Origin of the sequence: Streptomyces avicenniae (assembly GCF_000719135.1) — a bacterium.
Classification (GTDB): Bacteria; Actinomycetota; Actinomycetes; order Streptomycetales; family Streptomycetaceae; genus Streptomyces; species Streptomyces avicenniae.
The window spans coordinates 81,933-97,034 of record NZ_JOEK01000002.1; the positions used below are offsets into that span (position 1 = coordinate 81,933).

The 15,102-nt window shown below is 75.3% G+C and carries 15 protein-coding genes; 13 read left to right on the forward strand and 2 right to left on the reverse strand.

What is annotated here, in order from left to right; genetic code table 11:
• Positions 1–156: 156 nt before the first annotated feature.
• The 3 genes from IF27_RS04435 to IF27_RS04445 are packed head-to-tail and all read left to right on the forward strand — an operon-like array spanning position 157 to position 2,430.
• Positions 157–1,194, forward strand: coding sequence for a phosphotriesterase family protein (locus tag IF27_RS04435; protein WP_052848002.1), 1,038 nt, complete (start codon positions 157–159; stop codon positions 1,192–1,194).
• Positions 1,184–1,582: a cupin domain-containing protein gene (locus tag IF27_RS04440; protein ID WP_052848003.1), complete on the forward strand. Its 399-nt coding sequence runs from the start codon at positions 1,184–1,186 to the stop codon at positions 1,580–1,582. Before IF27_RS04435 ends, IF27_RS04440 begins: the two co-directional genes overlap by 11 nt.
• A complete protein-coding gene (locus IF27_RS04445; RefSeq protein ID WP_052848004.1) occupies positions 1,579–2,430 on the forward strand; it encodes an SDR family NAD(P)-dependent oxidoreductase in 852 nt (283 codons plus the stop codon). Before IF27_RS04440 ends, IF27_RS04445 begins: the two co-directional genes overlap by 4 nt.
• A gap of 65 nt (positions 2,431–2,495) precedes the next feature.
• On the opposite strand, the gene IF27_RS04450 is transcribed toward IF27_RS04445, so the two are convergent.
• Positions 2,496–3,491 (reverse strand): aldo/keto reductase, encoded by a 996-nt coding sequence (locus tag IF27_RS04450; protein WP_223290915.1) that lies wholly within the window; start codon positions 3,489–3,491, stop codon positions 2,496–2,498.
• Positions 3,488–4,996 (reverse strand): FAD-dependent monooxygenase, encoded by a 1,509-nt coding sequence (locus IF27_RS04455; protein WP_052848005.1) that lies wholly within the window; start codon positions 4,994–4,996, stop codon positions 3,488–3,490. Before IF27_RS04455 ends, IF27_RS04450 begins: the two co-directional genes overlap by 4 nt.
• Positions 4,997–5,355: 359 nt before the next feature.
• Between IF27_RS04455 and IF27_RS04460 the strand changes: the two genes are divergently transcribed.
• The 10 genes from IF27_RS04460 to IF27_RS04505 all read left to right on the forward strand — a co-directional run bounded on the left by IF27_RS04460 (position 5,356) and on the right by IF27_RS04505 (position 14,971).
• Positions 5,356–6,318 (forward strand): AfsA-related hotdog domain-containing protein, encoded by a 963-nt coding sequence (locus IF27_RS04460; protein WP_052848006.1) that lies wholly within the window; start codon positions 5,356–5,358, stop codon positions 6,316–6,318.
• A complete protein-coding gene (locus IF27_RS04465) occupies positions 6,315–6,986 on the forward strand; it encodes an HAD-IA family hydrolase (RefSeq protein ID WP_052848007.1) in 672 nt (223 codons plus the stop codon). Before IF27_RS04460 ends, IF27_RS04465 begins: the two co-directional genes overlap by 4 nt.
• Positions 6,983–7,981, forward strand: coding sequence for a beta-ketoacyl-ACP synthase III (locus IF27_RS04470; protein ID WP_052848008.1), 999 nt, complete (start codon positions 6,983–6,985; stop codon positions 7,979–7,981). The genes IF27_RS04465 and IF27_RS04470 overlap by 4 nt, the downstream gene beginning before the upstream one ends.
• Positions 7,982–8,015: 34 nt before the next feature.
• On the forward strand, positions 8,016–8,273 hold the full coding sequence (locus IF27_RS04475; protein ID WP_190232806.1) for an acyl carrier protein: 258 nt from the start codon (positions 8,016–8,018) through the stop codon (positions 8,271–8,273).
• Positions 8,273–9,520, forward strand: a complete 1,248-nt coding sequence (locus tag IF27_RS04480; protein ID WP_052848010.1) for a beta-ketoacyl-[acyl-carrier-protein] synthase family protein — start codon at positions 8,273–8,275, stop codon at positions 9,518–9,520. The genes IF27_RS04475 and IF27_RS04480 overlap by 1 nt, the downstream gene beginning before the upstream one ends.
• Complete coding sequence (gene fabG, locus IF27_RS04485) at positions 9,517–10,224, forward strand: 3-oxoacyl-ACP reductase FabG (RefSeq protein WP_052848011.1); 708 nt, start codon at positions 9,517–9,519, stop codon at positions 10,222–10,224. The genes IF27_RS04480 and fabG overlap by 4 nt, the downstream gene beginning before the upstream one ends.
• Positions 10,221–10,994 (forward strand): enoyl-ACP reductase FabI, encoded by a 774-nt coding sequence (gene fabI / locus IF27_RS04490; protein WP_052848012.1) that lies wholly within the window; start codon positions 10,221–10,223, stop codon positions 10,992–10,994. Before fabG ends, fabI begins: the two co-directional genes overlap by 4 nt.
• Before the next feature lie 238 nt (positions 10,995–11,232).
• Positions 11,233–12,570: an alpha/beta hydrolase domain-containing protein gene (locus IF27_RS04495; protein ID WP_190232807.1), complete on the forward strand. Its 1,338-nt coding sequence runs from the start codon at positions 11,233–11,235 to the stop codon at positions 12,568–12,570.
• 11 nt (positions 12,571–12,581) lie between these two features.
• Positions 12,582–14,168, forward strand: a complete 1,587-nt coding sequence (locus tag IF27_RS04500) for a carboxylesterase/lipase family protein (RefSeq protein ID WP_052848014.1) — start codon at positions 12,582–12,584, stop codon at positions 14,166–14,168.
• On the forward strand, positions 14,165–14,971 hold the full coding sequence (locus tag IF27_RS04505; RefSeq protein ID WP_052848015.1) for a phosphosulfolactate synthase: 807 nt from the start codon (positions 14,165–14,167) through the stop codon (positions 14,969–14,971). The genes IF27_RS04500 and IF27_RS04505 overlap by 4 nt, the downstream gene beginning before the upstream one ends.
• Positions 14,972–15,102: the final 131 nt, after the last annotated feature.

The window sequence follows — 15,102 nt, forward strand, 5'->3', positions numbered from 1 at the left end:
ACTACCCGGGACGCGCCCAGGGCGCCCGGGACGCCCCGGTCCGAACGCACGTGTCAGGTGGCACGACCACCCCCCTCGGCCCTTCGCCGGGCCGCCGGGGAGCCCGCAGTATGTGCACGTGAACAGCCTGCGGATTCCGAACGAGGCGGTGACGGCATGACCCGAGCGGACACCCCCGGGCGCGTGCGGGTCCCGACCGCGCGCGGCCCGATCGACGCGGCGGACCTCGGCGTGACCCTCGCCCATGAACATCTCTTCGTGCTCAGCGCGGAGTTCCAGAGCAACTACCCCCACCTGTGGGACCGGGAGGCCGGGATCGCCGCCGCGGTGCGGCAGCTCGCCGACGCGTACGCCGCCGGGGTGCGAACCCTGGTGGACATGACCGTGGTCGGCCAGGGCCGGGACGTCGGGCTCGTCGCCGCGGTCGCGGAGCGGACCCCGGTCAACATCGTGCTGGCCACGGGCGTCTACAGCGTGGACGGCATCCCGCTCTTCGCGCGCTTCCGCGGCCCCGGCTGCGCGATCGAGGCCGAGGAGCCGCTGATCGACCTGCTGGTCGGGGACGTCACCACGGGCATCGGCGGCACGGACGTGCGGGCCGGTCTGGTGAAGTTCGCCTGCGAGCGGGTGCCGCCCGACGCGGCGGCCCACCGCATGGCGGCCGTGACGGCGGAGGTGCACCGGCGCACCGGCGTCCCCGTGGTCGTGCACTGCGACCCGTTCGAGGGCAACGGCCTCCAGCTCGTCCGGCTGCTGGAGCGCGAGGGCGTGGCGGCGGGGTCCGTCGTGGTCGCCCACGCGGGGGACGACGCCGACCTCGCCCGGCTCAGGGCGCTCGCCGACACCGGCTGCGTGCTCGGCTACGACCGCTACGGCATGACGCCGTTCGCCCCCGACGACCAGCGCAACGCCACCCTGGCGGAGCTGGTGCGCGCGGGCCACGTGGCGCAGCTCCTCGTCTCCCAGGACCACGCCACGCACATCGACTACCTCACGGCGGAGCAGAAGGCCCGCACCTATCCCGACTGGAGCTATGTCCATCTCCTCAGGAACGCGCTGCCGCGTCTCCTGCGGGAGCCGGGCATCGACGAGGCCACCGTGCGCACGCTGCTGGTGGACAACCCGAGGCGCCTGCTGTCGCGCGTCCCGGCTCCACGACCCGCAACCCACTCCGAGGACGCTCATGCCATCTGACGAACACCTCTCCCCGCCCCGGCCACGGCCCGGCGACGCACCCGGGCACCGCCACGAGCCGTGGGAGGAACTCGGCGCGGCGCTCGTCGTGGACGAGCCGGGCGTCAAGTGCTGGATCGAGACGGTGCCGCCCGGCGAGGCCCGCCCGCTGCACACCCACCGGCACCCGTGGGTGACGGTGGTGCTGAGCGGCGCGCACGGCGAATCCCTGGACGAGCACGGCGGCGTCATCAAGAAGGTCGCCCTGGAGACGGGGCAGGTCCTCTTCAACGACGGGGCGCAGCTCCCGATGCGCCACCGGGTGCGCAACCTGTCGGACCGGACGCTGGTCATGGTCGCGATCGAGCGGCGCGCGGACGGCGGCGGCGTGTCGGAGGCCGCGGCATGACGGGCGACGCGGCGGCCCCGCACGCCCCGGCGCTGGTCACGGGCGCGACCTCGGGCCTGGGGCGCAGCGTGGCCCGGCATCTGGCCCTGAGCGGCTGGACGGTCCTGGTGCACGGCAGGGACGAGGGCCGCGCGCACGCCCTCGTCGAGGAGTTGCGCGCGTCGGGCGGCGCGGCCTTCCCCTACGTGGCGGACCTGGCGTCGCTTGAGCGGACGGCGGAGCTGGGGCGGCGGATCGCCGCCGACCATCCGAGCCTCGGCCTGCTGGTCAACAACGCGGGCGTGGGCGAGGGGCGGGACGCGCGGCGGCGGGAGCTGAGCGTGGACGGCTACGAGCTGCGCCTCGCCGTCAACTACCTGGCGCCCGTGCTGCTCACGCGCTGTCTGCGGGCGCCGCTGCGGGCGGCGGGGGCGGCGCAGGTCGTCAACGTCGGCTCGATCGGGCAGAGTCCGCTGAACTTCGACGACCCGCAGTTCACCCGTGGCTACGACGGGACGGAGGCGTACACGCGCAGCAAGTTCGCGCTGGCGGCGTTCACGTTCACCGTCGCGGACGACTACGCGCGCGACGACATCCGCGTCAACTGCGTCCATCCGGCGAACTACATGGACACGACGATGGTGACCGAGGCGGGCGTGCGGCCCTGGTCGAGCGTGGCGCACGGGACGGCGAGCGTGCTGGCCGTGCTGGAGGCGGGGGCGCGCGGGGTGAAGGGCCAGTACTTCAACGAGGACCGGCGCGCCTCGGCCCATCGCGGCACGGGCGACCCGCGCGTCCAGGACCGACTGGCGCGGCTCACGGACCAGTTGCTGGCTCCCTGGGAGACGGCCTCCAGCTCCCCCTGGTGAGGCCGGTCCCGGCGGCGGCTCCGGCGGCGGGAACGCCGGGGCCGCCGCCTGGCGCGGCGGGCGGTTCAGTCCTCCTGGACCATGGCCAGGAGGTGCGCGGGGAAGCGCTCCCCGGCGAAGGCCCCCGCGGGCGCGAGCGCGTCCACGGCCCGCAGCGTCGCGGCGGAGAGCCGTACCGTACCTGCCGAGGCGTTCTCGGCCATGTGCGCGCGGATCTGCGCGCCGGGGATGGGGACGACGCTCTGGGCGACGAGCCAGGCCAGCGCGAACTGGGCCGGTGAGCAGCCCACTTGGGCGGCCAGGGCGTGGATGCGGGAGATCAGCTCCAGGTTGCGCGGCAGGTTCTCCTCCGAGAACCGCGGCAGGCCGCGGCGCAGGTCGTCGGCGCCGAGGTCGGTGCCGGTGATCTCGCCGGAGAGCAGGCCGCGGCTGAACGGGCTGTAGGCGACGAAGCCGATGCCCAGTTCGCGAACGGTGGGCAGGACGGCGCGTTCCGGGTTGCGGCTGGCGAGGGAGTACTCGGTCTGGACGGCGGTGAGCGGGTGGACCGCGTGCGCGGCGCGTATCGTCGCCGGGCCCGCCTCCGACAGCCCGAGGTGGCGGACCTTCCCTGCCGTGACCAGTTCGGCCATCGCGCCGACCGACTCCTCGACGGGCACGTCGGGATCGACGCGGTGCAGGTAGTAGAGGTCCACGTGGTCGGTGCGCAGCCTGCGCAGGCTGGCATCGACGGCGCGGGCGACGTGCTCGGGCCGTCCGTCGATCCGCACGCCGTCGGGGGTGCGCACGAGGCCGCACTTGGTCGCGAGGGTGACGCGCTCCCGCCGTCCGCCGTCCAGCGCCTTGCCGACGATCTCCTCGCTGAGCCCGGCGCCGTACATGTCGGCGGTGTCGAGGAAGTCCATGCCGCGGTCGATCGCCGCGTGGATGGTGCGGATCGACTCCGCCTCGTCGGGGACGCCGTAGAACTCGGCCATCCCCATGCAGCCGAGGCCGATGGCGGACACCTCAAGTCCCTGGCCGAGCTGGACGCGGGGCAGGGTGCTCGCTGTGGTGGTCATGGGGTCTCCTGGTTCGTCTCGCGGGGGCCGGGTGTCCGGTGTGCGGCGGGCAGCAGCCGCCCGAGGCCGAGGACGGCGCGGCGGTCGGAGAGCGGCGCCGCCCCGGCTATCACGCCGTCGGGGCGCACCAGTACGGCGGACGGCCGCCGGGCGCCGAGGGCGCGCGTGCTCCTGCTGTCCAGCGGGGCGTACACGAGGTCGGGGCGTGGTTCGAGGGGGTTCAGGTGCCCGGTGGCGAGCAGCACGTGGCTGCCGTGGCGGAGCAGGTCGTGGGTGCGTGCGCCGGTGGGCAGGCCGATGTCGGGGAGGCGGCGGCCGGGGGCGAGGGGGCCCTGGGCGGCGCCCTGGGCCGGGTAACGGAGGTCGAGTTGGGCGAGGCGGGCGGGGAGGACGCGGTCGATGACGCCGGTGGCCTCGGCGACCCTGGCGGTGACGTCGCGCAGGCGTTCACGCCACCCGCCGCAGGTCCACAGCCGCGTCTGCCGGTCGGTGTCGGCGACCACGGCGCGGGCCACGTGGCGCCGTTCGTGTTCCCACCGGGCGAGGGCGTCGTCGGGGAGCGTGCCGCGGATGACGTCCGCGAGGCGCCACGCGGCCTCGTGGGCGTCCTGGATGCCGGTGTTGAGGCCCTGTCCACCTGCGGGGCTGTGGACGTGGGCGGCGTCCCCGGCGAGGAGGACGCGCCCGCTGCGGAAGCGGCGGGCGATCCGGCGGTGCACCTGGAAGAGCCCGGCGCCGGTCCGTTCGCGCAACGTGAGCGGGTGCGGGCAGCGTTCGGCGGCGAGGCGTACGACGGTCTCCTCGACGTCGTCGGCCGTGTCGCCCGCGGGGACGCCCGCGAAGACGCGGGTCCTGCCCCCGGGCAGCCCGACGACGACCAGGACGCCGCGCGGGTCCATGAAGTAGTGGGCCTCGTCGTGGGCGAGCGGTGTGTCCCACACCCCGTCAACCAGCGCGAACGACAGGGGGTACGTGGCGCCGTCGAACGGGATGTCCAGGGCTTCCCGCACGGTGCTGTGCGCGCCGTCGCAGCCGAGGAGCCACCGGGCCTCGTGCGCTGAGTCGCCGCAGTGGGCGACGACGCGGTCCGTCCGCTGTTCCAGCGCCGTGACGCGCTGCCCGTACTCGACGCGCCCGCCCGCGTCGCGCAGGGCGGCGTGCAGGATCTCCTCGGTCTGCTCCTGCGGCAGGGACAGCGGCGTGTCGAAGCGGCTGCCGCGCAGCCGCCGGAAGTTGATGCGGGCGACGCGGCGCCCGTGCGTGTGGTAGTTGGCGGCCCTGACGGGCAGGGACCGTGCGCGGATCTCCTCCTCAAGGCCGAGCCGGGCGAACGCCTCCAGGGCGCGGGGCTGGAGGATGATCGCCTTGGCGTGCGGGCTGCGGCGCTCCGCGCGGTCGATGACCCGCACATCGACGCCCCGGCGGCGCAGTTCGACGGCCATCGTCAGGCCGGTGGGACCTGCGCCCACCACGAGCGCCTCGCTGTCGGTGGCGATGGCGCCCACCTCCTTACGGTCGGGGGTCCGGCGCGGACGCGCCGTGCTGGTCGTCCATGCTGCCGAAGTCGGCCCAGGTCCACCTGGTACGCGCGCTACCCGCGGAATCGCCACCACGTTCACGTCTTTCCGGGGCCCGCGGGCCCTCGCGGCGGCCGGACGGGGGCCCCGCGGGCGCGCGCGGGCGCTCCCGGGCGGGGCGGCGCGGCACGGCACAGCGGTCCGAAGGCGACAAGCGGGGACGAATGTCCTGGTGGCGGGTTCCCGGGTACCGCGCACGCCGGTGGCAAGGGAATCTGGCTGACGGTGCGGAGCCGTCCGAAGACTGTCGGGCACGAGCTGACCCGACTTCCGAGGAGCGGCCAGGCATGTCCGTAACCCATCAGGCCCCGGCCAGGGGACGCACGACGGGCGAGGAGCCCTTCCTGCGGACCGTTGACCGGCGTGACGTCCACCGCTGGGCGGTCGGCGAGGTCTTCCTCACCGGCGCCGCGGCGACGTCGGCCGGAGGCTACACGGCCTTCGCCCAACTTCCCCCGAAGCACCACTACTTCACCGATCACGCCCCCGCGCGGGAGACGCCGGACAGCATCCTGGTCCTCGAATGCTGCCGCCAGGCGGCGACCTGGATCGCCCACCGTGGTCTCTCCGTTCCCCTGGACAGCGCGTTCCATGTCACCGACTGGGCCCTGCGCCTGACCGGCCCGCCCGGGCCCGCGCCGAGCGGCCGTCCGCGTGAGCTGGCCATGCGGGTCACCGTGGACCACGCGCCGAGGCGGGGCGACGCCGTACGGGCCGCCAGGTTCGCGCTCGACCTGTCGATCGACGGCACCCCGGTCGGCCGCTGCGACATCGCCGCGCGCTACTCCCGCGCGGACGAGGCGGACGTCATCCGCCGCCACCACCGCAGGACGGCGCCGCCCTGGTCGTCGTCCCTGCCCGCCGTCCCGCCGGGCGCGCGGGTGCCCGCCGCCGACGTCGGGCGCGGCGACCGGGCGAACGTCGTCCTGGCCGACGTACGCCGCCTGTTCAAGGGTGTGGCGGCCGACCTGTCGGTGCCGCGGGACCACGCCACGCTGTTCGACCACCCGCAGGACCACTACCCCGCGATGATCCTGCTGGAGGCCGCCCGCCAGGCCGCCGCGCTGGTCCGCTCCCCCGCGGCGCCCGTGACCGGCTACCGGTCCCGGTTCCGCCGCTTCGCGGAGCTGGACGCCCCGGTGCGCGTCGCGGCGGCGCCCCGGGGCGACGGCGAGGTGGCCGTCCGCTTCCGCCAGGGCGGGACGCTCGTCAGCGAGATCACCGTCGAGGCCGGGGAGGTCCCCTCGTGACCGCCGTCCGCGCCGTGTGGACCGACTACGGCGGCGTGCTGACGCCCCCGGTCGCGCGCACGCTCGACCGCTTCTGCGCCGGGCTCGGCGTCCCGGTGGACGTCTACCTCGGCGCGATGCGGCAGGTGGCGCGCGACTGCGGCGCGGGGGACGACGTGATGGCGCCGCTGGACACGCCGCTGCTGACGCAGGAGGAGTGGGAACGGCGCACCGCCGCGGCGGTCCTGTCCCTCGGCGGCGTCCGCATCGACCTCGGCGGCCAGCCCGCGCGGTGGTTCGCGGACCGCGCCGTGAACGACGCGTGGCTCGGCACGCTGGCGGGCCTGCGCCGACGCGGCGTGTTCGTCGGGCTGCTGTCCAACATGCCGCCCGCCTGGGACGCGCACTGGCGGCGGGCCGTCCCGCCCGAGGGGCTGTTCGACGCCGTGGTGCTCTCGCACGCGTCCGGCTGCCGCAAGCCGGAGCCGGAGATCTTCGCGCTGGCCGCCGCGCGCGCCGGGGTGACGGCCGCGGAGTGCGTGCTCGTGGACGACCTGGCGGACAACTGCCGCGGCGCGCGCCGCGCCGGGTGGCGGGCGGTCGAGTTCAGGGACGTGGTCACGGCCGCCGCCCGCGTCGAGGAGCTGCTGGCGGACGCGCCCTCGGCCGTCGAGGGGACACGCGCGTGACGGCCGCGGTGGTCGAGGGGATCGGCGGATGGCTGCCGCCGCGTGTCGTCACCAACGACGAGCTGGCGGCCCGGCTGGACACCTCGGACGAGTGGATACGCACCAGGACCGGCATCGGGGCCCGTCACGTCGTCTCGGACGGCATGACCACCTCGGACCTGGCGGTGCGCGCCGGGGCGAACGCCCTCAAGTCGGCGGGCACGGACAGCGCGGACATGGTCATCCTGGCCACGACCACGCCCGACCGGCCCTGCCCCGCCACCGCCCCCGAGGTGGCGCACCAGCTGGGCCTCGCCGGATGCCCGGCCTTCGACGTCGCGGCCGTCTGCACGGGCTTCCTCTACGCGCTGGCCGCCGCCTCGGGCCTGATCGGGACCGGTGCGGCCGGACGCGTCCTCGTCATCGGCGCCGAGGCGTTCAGCACGCTCGTCCATCCCGAGGACCGCTCCTCGGCCGCCGTCTTCGGCGACGGGGCCGGGGCGCTGCTCCTGCGGGCGGGCGACGAGGAGGAGCCGGGGGCGCTCGGCCCCGTGGTCCTCGGCAGCGACGGCGCGCTGTCCGACCTGATCACGGTGCGCGCCGGGGGCACGGAGGAACGGACCGGCGTCCGGCCGATGGAGGCGCAGGACCGCTGGTTCTCCATGCGCGGGCGCGAGGTGTTCGGCCACGCCGTCACGCGCATGACGCAGGCCGCGCTGAGCGCGGTCGATCAGGCCGGATGGCGGCCCGCCGAGGTGGACCGGCTCGTCGGCCACCAGGCGAACCTGCGCATCCTGCACGCCGTCGCCGAGCAGCTCGACCTCCCGCACGACCGGCTCGTGGTCCACCTGGACCAGGTCGGCAACACCGCCGCAGCCTCGATCCCGCTGGCCCTGGACCACGCCCACGCGACGGGGCGGCTGCGGCCTGGCGACCGGGTCGCGCTGACGGCCTTCGGCGGCGGGGCGACCTGGGGAGCGACGACGCTCACCTGGCCCTCGCCCGCGGCCGTCTGATCCCCTTCACCCACGTCGGAAAGGCATGCCCGAGATGAGCAGCAGCATCGCCACCACCCCCGTCTTCCAGCGCATCACCACGATCCTCGACGAGAAGTTCGGCATCCCGCGCGAGGACGTCACGCCCGACACCGTGCTGGACGACATCGAGTTGGACTCCCTGGCCCTCATCGAGGTGGGTCTCGCCCTCCAGAAGCAGCTCGGTGCCCAGGTGCGCACCGAGGACCTGAGCGGCAGCGCCACCGTCGCCGACCTGTACGAACTGGTCAACACGGCCGTGGGGGGCTCCTGATGGCCCGGCGGAGCGTGGCGCGGGGGGCGGTGGCCGTCACCGGGATCGGCCTGGTCACCCCCGCGGGCATCGGCACGGCGGAGAACTGGCGGCGGGTGCTGTCCGGCGTGCCAGCCGCGGCGCGTGACCCCGAGCTGGCGGGGCTGCCGGTGGACATCGCCTGCCGCGTACCGGGCTTCGACCCGGCGGCGCTGCTGGGGCGGTCCCAGGCGTGGCGCCTGGACCGGGTGAGCCAGCTCGCCCTGGTCGCCGCCGACGAGGCGCTGGCGGACGCCGGGCTCGACCCCACGGCGTGGGACGGCGCCCGGGTGGGCGTGGTGCTCGGCAACGCGCTGGGCGGCACGGCCTCGTACGAGGCTGCGCACGACGCGGTGCGCGACGAGGGGCCAGGGGGCGTCTCGGCGCTGGTCATGGTCAACTGGCCGATCAACATGATCTCCGGGTACCTGGCGACCCGCTTCCGGGCCGGTGGCCCGAACCTCGTGGTGGCGACCGCGTGCGCCTCGGGCGTGACGGCCGTCGGCACCGCGCGGTACCTCCTGCGCAGCGGGGTGTGCGACGTCGTGCTCGCCGGGGCGTCCGAGGCCCCGCTCAGCAGGACGCCGATGGCGGCGTACCACCGGATGGGGGCGCTCTCGACGCGGACGGACGACCCGGCCGCCGCGTCCCGCCCGTTCGACGCCGACAGGAACGGCTTCGTCGCCGCCGAGGCGGCCGGGGTGCTCGTGCTGGAGCGCGAGGCGGACGCACGGGCACGCGGCGCCCGCGCGCACGCCCTCGTCACCGGCTACGGCGCCAGCGCCGACGGCCACCACCCCTCCGCGCCCGACCCCACGGGCGCGGGCGTCGAACGGGCCCTGCGCGCCGCCCTGTCGGACGCGGACCTGGCGCCGGGCGACATCGACCACGTCAACGCGCACGGCACCTCGACCAAGCTGAACGACCTCATGGAGTCGCAGCTCGTCGAGCGCGTCCTGACGGGACGCCCCAGTGTCACGTCCACCAAGGGCGTGACGGGCCACGCGCTCGGCGCCGCGGGCGCCATCGAGGTCGCCTACGCCGCGCTGACGGTCGAGAACGGCCTCGTGCCACCGACGGCCAACCTGGACAAGCCGGACCCGGACATCGGCGTCGATGTCGTCGCCGGGGCGCCGCGCCCGCAGCGCATCGGCGCGGCCACCAGTCACTCGTTCGGCTTCGGGGGGCAGAACGCCGTCCTCGTCCTGGAGAGCGCGGGGAGCCGATGAGCACACGATCCGTCTTCGTCACCGGCGGGAACCGGGGCATCGGCCTCGCCATCGCCCGCGCGTTCGCGGCGCGGGGCGACCGGGTGGCGGTCAGCTACCGCTCGGGCGAGTCGCCGGAAGGGTTCCTCGGCGTCCAGTGCGACGTCACGGACACCGGGTCGCTCGACGCGGCGTTCGGGAAGATCGAGGCGGAACACGGCCCGGTGGACGTCCTGGTGGCCAACGCGGGCATCATGCGCGACATGCTGACGCTCGCCATGAGCGACGAGGACTTCACCGGCCTGCTGGACACCAATCTCGTCGGCCCGTTCCGCTGCGCACGCCGGGCCATCCCCGGCATGCTGGAGAAGCGCTGGGGGCGGCTGGTGTTCATCTCCTCCTTCTCCGGGATGCTCGGCTCCCCAGGGCAGGCCAACTACGCCGCGTCCAAGACCGGCCTGACCGGGCTCGCGCGCTCGCTGGCGCGGGAGTTGGGCAAGCGCGGGATCACGGCGAACGTCGTGGCGCCCGGCTTCATCGACACCGACATGGTGGCGGGCGTCAGCGACAAGCGGCGGCGCGAGTACATCTCGGCGACGGCGCTCGCGCGGCCGGGCCGCCCGGAGGAGGTCGCCAACGTCGTCCGGTTCCTGGCGGACGACGACGCGTCCTTCGTCACCGGCGCGTTCATCCCGGTGAGCGGCGGACTGGGGATGGGCGTATGAGCGGTGGCCTGCTGGAGGGGAAGCGCGTGCTGGTCACGGGCGTCGTCTCGGAGGCGTCGATCGCCTTCCACGTCGCCAGGATCGCGCAGGAGCAGGGCGCGCAGGTGGTGCTGTCGTCGTTCGGCCGCGCGCTGCGGGTGACGGAGGCGGTGGCGGGGCTGCTGCCGGACAAGGCACCCGTGGTGCCGCTGGACGTGACCTCGGCCGACGACCTGGAGGGTCTGGCCGACCGGGTCGGCGCCCACGTGGACGGGCTGGACGGCGTGGTGCACTCGATCGCCTTCGCGCCGCCCTCGGCGCTCGGCGGCGCCTTCCTTGAGACGTCGTGGCCCGACGCGGCGACGGCGCTGCGCGTCTCCGCGTTCTCGTTCAAGGACCTGGTGACGGCCTGCCTGCCGCTGCTGGCCGACGACGCGGCGGTCGTCGGCCTGGACTTCGACGCCAGCCTGGCGTGGCCCGGCTACGACTGGATGGGCGTGTCGAAGGCCGCGCTGGAGTCCATCACCCGCTACCTGGCGCTCTACCTGGGCGAACGCCGCATCAGGGCCAACCTGGTCGCGGCGGGCATGGTCCGTACGCTCGCGGCCCGCTCCCTCCCGGACGCGGACCGGCTCGAAGGGATCTGGCGGACGAGGCCGCCGCTGCCCTGGGACGTCAACGACCCCGTGCCGACGGCGAAGGCGTGCGCGCTGCTGCTGTCCGACTGGCTCCCGGCCACGACGGGCGAGGTGCTGCACGTGGACGGCGGGCTGCACGCGGTCATGGTCTGAGGACCGGCGGGTCCCGCCCGGCACCCCGTCCGGGCGGGACCCGCCCCCGTCATTTCGTCATACGAAACAATTTGACGCACTCCGTAACGTCCGCCGATGCTGGTCGCCACACCTCGGGACGCGCGTCCGCCGCGGTGGTGCGCCGCAGCGCCGCCCTCGCGCCGTGACGCCGTGGAGCGGAGAGACGATGACGGTGACGGACGGCGGCCCCGCCGGGCCTGGCGGAGGCGGACCCCGCGTGACGGGCCCGGTCACGGGCGGCGCCCACGGCCGCCCGTTCGGCGCCCACCCCGGCGGCCTCGCGCAGCAGGGCTACGTCGAGGAGGAGTTCCACGTCGGCGGCCTGGCACCGCGTTTCCGCCCGCTGCGCCCGCTCGGCCACGACGGCCGCTGGACCGTCGTCCCCCACGGGTCCGCGCCGTACCGCACGCGTGTCCTGGTGCGCCGCCCCGTGGACCCGCGCCGCTTCAACGGCACGGTGCTCGTGGAGTGGGCCAACGTCTCCAGCGGCTTCGAGCTGGGCATGCTCGCCGCGCCGGGACTGCTCGACGGCTTCGCCTACGCGGCCGTCTCCGCCCAGCCGCTCGGCATCGACGGCTTCCCGACCCGCCCGCGCGGCCTCGCCGTGTGGGACCCGGAGCGCTACGGCGAACTGCACATCCCCGACGACGCCGTGGGCTACGGCATCTTCACGCAGGTCGCGCGGCTGCTGCGCGCCGACCGGGACGGCCACGGCTCGCCGCTGCTCGGCGGGCTGCGCGCCGAGGTGCTGATCGGCGCGGGCGCGTCCCAGTCCGGCAGCCGCGTCCTCGCCTACGCCAACGGCGTCCAGCCCCTCGACCACGCCTTCGACGCGCTGATGCCGCTGCTGTGCGCGGGGCACGCGAGCGACTTCGCCGCCGACATCGCGCACCCCGACCGCAACGCCGGGGACCGCGGCCACAGCCGCGCGCTGCCCGCCCGCGTCCGCGACGACCTGGACGTCCCCGTCCTGACGCTCAACACCGAGACGGAGGCGGCGCACCACGTGCCGCAACGGCGGCCGGACACGCCCCTCTTCCGCTCGTGGGAGATCCCCGGCGCCTCCCACGGCCCGGCCGGTCTGCTGCGGGCGCTCGCCGAGGTGACCGTCAGGGACGGCGCCGGGCCCATGGGCTGGGCCGAGGGCACGTCCGCCAGCGCCGTCGAGTGGCTGCCGACGTTCGAGGCCGCCGTACGGCACATGCGCCGCTGGGTGCGGGAGGGCGAACCGGCCCCGGCCCAGCCGCCCATCGCGCTGACGCAGGACGGCGCCCTGGCCCGCGACGCGTTCGGCAACGCGCTCGGCGGCGTCCGCCTGCCCGAGCTTGAGGTGCCGGTCGCGACGTACCTGGGCTCGCACCCCGACTCGCCCCTCGCGGGCCGCACCACGCCGCTCCCGCCGGACGTGCTGCGGCGCCTCCACCCGAGCCACGCGGCGTACGTCGCCCACGTCACCACCGCCGCCGAGGCCGCCCGCGCGGCCGGGGTCGTCACCGCGGAACGCGCGGCACAGTACGTGCGCGCCGCCGAGGCCGCCGACGTCCCGCCCGCCTGAGGAGAAGCCCCATGCACGCTCAGGCGACCCGCGCGGTCGAGACGACCGGCGGCGCCGTCCGTGGCCGCGCGGCCCGTCACGTCCTGGCGTTCAAGGGCGTGCCCTACGGCGAACCGACGGGCGGGGACGCCAGGTTCCTGCCGCCGCGCCCCTACCGGCCGCGCCCCGGCGTGCTGGACGCGGACGCGTACGGGCCCGTCGCCCCGCAGCCGGGCCGGAATCCGGCGCCCCAGGGCGAGGACTGCCTCGTCCTCAACGTCTGGACGGCCGGTCTCGACGACGCGCGCCGCCCGGTCATGGTGTATGTCCACGGCGGCGGCTTCCTGACCGGTTCGGGCGGCACACGCACCGCCGACGGCGCGCGCCTCGCGCTCACGCACGACGTGGTCGTGGTGACCGTCAACCACCGCCTCGGGCCGTTCGGTTACCTCTACCTCGGCGACCTGCTCGGCGGCGAGCACGAGGCGGGGAACGCCGGGAACCTCGACCTCGTCCTCGCCCTGGCGTGGGTGCGGGACAACATCGCCGCGTTCGGCGGGGACCCGGGCCGTGTCATGGTCCTCGGCGAGTCGGGCGGCGGCAAGAAGATCAGCCACCTGCTCGCCATGCCAGCCGCCCGAGGGCTCGTGCACCGCGCCGCGATCCACAGCGGCGCGCTGTCCACGGCGCTCGGACGTGACGCGGCGACCGCCTACACCCGCCGCCTCCTCGACCACCTCGGCCCCGGCGCGGGCGGCGCGGCGACGCTGCGCGAGATACCGGCCCGGCTGCTGACGCGGGCCGTCGCCGCGCTGTCGGCCGCCGGGGTGGAGCCCGCGGGAGGCTACGGCGGCGGAGGCGGGCCGCAGCCCCTCGTGGACGGCGTGACGCTGCCGGAGCATCCGGGCGTCGCCGTCGCCGGGGGCGCCTCGGCCGACGTGCCCCTGCTCGTCGGCAGCACGCTGGACGAGCCGGTCGCCGCCTGGCGGGGCCGCGAGGGACGGTTCCTCGGCATGGACGAGGCGGACGTGCGCCGCGCGCTGGCCGACAGCCCGTACGTCGCCCTCGGCGACCGTCTGGACGACGTGATCCGGCACTACCGCGCGGTCTGGCCCGGCGTCCCGCCCGGCCTGTTCGTCGCCCGCGTGGAGACGGCGGGCAGTTGGCGGCTGCTCTCGCGCGCCTTCGCCGACGCCAAGGCGCGCGGCGGCCGGGCGCCGGTGCGCTCCTACGTCCTGACGTTCCCCGGCGGCGACCCGGCGGGCGTCCACGGCGCGGGGCACGCGAGCGACATCCCGCTGATCCTGCGCAACCTCGACGCCGACGACGTCCTCCACGACGCCGCGTGGTGGGAGAAGGCGCCCGGCGCGCGGGAGTTCAGCGACCTGATGAGCGTCACGTGGGAGTCGATGGCGCGGCACGGCGACCCGCGCGGCCCGCACCTCCCCCACTGGCCCGCGTACGTGCCCCCGCAGGCGGCCACGCTGCTGCTCGACCGCTCCCCCCGCGTGGCGGACGACCCGTTCGGCGACGCCACCGCCTTCCCCCTCCCACCCCTCCCACCCGCCCCATCGACGCACCCGGCACCGGGCGCACGGACGAAAGGCTCTGCACCATGACCACACCGGAGAAGGACCAGGACCTGGCCTTCAGCGGCATCATCCCGATCACCGACCCCACCCCGAAGCCCCGCACCGTGGGCCTCACGGAGGTACGGACGGCCGCGCGCTCGATCGCCGACCTGCGCGGCTACGTCGAGACCCTGGAGCCCTACCTCGACAGCGTGAAGTGGACGGCGGGCACGCAGCGGCTGCTGCCCCGCTCCCAGGTGCGCGAGATCAACGCCTACCTGCACGAGCACCGGATCGAGGTCTCCAGCGGCGGCCTGATCGAGACGGTGCTGCCGTTCGGCGCGAAGGCCGTCCGCCGCTACCTGGAGGAGTCGGCCGAGCTGGGCTTCGACATCATCGAGATCTCCTCGGCCATGATCGGCATAGCGGTCGAGGACAAGTGCCGCATCGTGAAGGACGTCCTGGACGTCGGCCTGAAGCCGAAGCCGGAGGTCAACGCCTGGTCGCCGGAGGACCGCGGGCACGTCAGCGGCGACAAGGTGATCCGCGAGGCGGAGGCCGTGCTGGAGGCGGGCGCCTGGAAGGTGATGATCGAGGAGGACGGCATCTTCTCGACCGCCAACACCGGGGACTCCCCGGACCGGTGGAACCGCGACCTCGCCTGGCGGCTGGCGGGCCGCGTCCCCCAGGAGTACCTGTTCTGGGAGGCCAGCTCGCTGGAGATCGACCTGTGGCTGATCAACAGCTTCGGCCCCGACGTGAACCTGTTCGGGGGCGACGAACAGCTCGGCTACATCGCGTCGTTCCGCTCGGGCGCCTTCGTGACGCGGACCGCCGCCTACCGCGGCTGACGCCGCGCGCCGCCGAGGGGGCGGCGGCCGGGCGGGTGGTGAACACCCTGTCCGGCCGCCGCCCCCTCGTCCGTGCACGGTCCAGGCGGCGCGGCGCTGAGGTCGTCGCGGAAGCCCCTTGCGCAATGGTC

Excerpts from the sequence above, each read along its gene's own strand:
- IF27_RS04435 (WP_052848002.1), top strand. The coding sequence starts at position 157 with ATGACCCGAGCGGACACCCCCGGGCGCGTGCGGGTCCCGACCGCGCGC.
- IF27_RS04440 (WP_052848003.1), top strand. The coding sequence starts at position 1,184 with ATGCCATCTGACGAACACCTCTCCCCGCCCCGGCCACGGCCCGGCGAC.
- IF27_RS04445 (WP_052848004.1), top strand. The coding sequence starts at position 1,579 with ATGACGGGCGACGCGGCGGCCCCGCACGCCCCGGCGCTGGTCACGGGC.
- IF27_RS04450 (WP_223290915.1), bottom strand. The coding sequence starts at position 3,491 with ATGACCACCACAGCGAGCACCCTGCCCCGCGTCCAGCTCGGCCAGGGA.
- IF27_RS04460 (WP_052848006.1), top strand. The coding sequence starts at position 5,356 with ATGTCCGTAACCCATCAGGCCCCGGCCAGGGGACGCACGACGGGCGAG.
- IF27_RS04475 (WP_190232806.1), top strand. The coding sequence starts at position 8,016 with ATGAGCAGCAGCATCGCCACCACCCCCGTCTTCCAGCGCATCACCACG.
- IF27_RS04480 (WP_052848010.1), top strand. The coding sequence starts at position 8,273 with ATGGCCCGGCGGAGCGTGGCGCGGGGGGCGGTGGCCGTCACCGGGATC.
- fabG (WP_052848011.1), top strand. The coding sequence starts at position 9,517 with ATGAGCACACGATCCGTCTTCGTCACCGGCGGGAACCGGGGCATCGGC.
- fabI (WP_052848012.1), top strand. The coding sequence starts at position 10,221 with ATGAGCGGTGGCCTGCTGGAGGGGAAGCGCGTGCTGGTCACGGGCGTC.
- IF27_RS04500 (WP_052848014.1), top strand. The coding sequence starts at position 12,582 with ATGCACGCTCAGGCGACCCGCGCGGTCGAGACGACCGGCGGCGCCGTC.
- IF27_RS04505 (WP_052848015.1), top strand. The coding sequence starts at position 14,165 with ATGACCACACCGGAGAAGGACCAGGACCTGGCCTTCAGCGGCATCATC.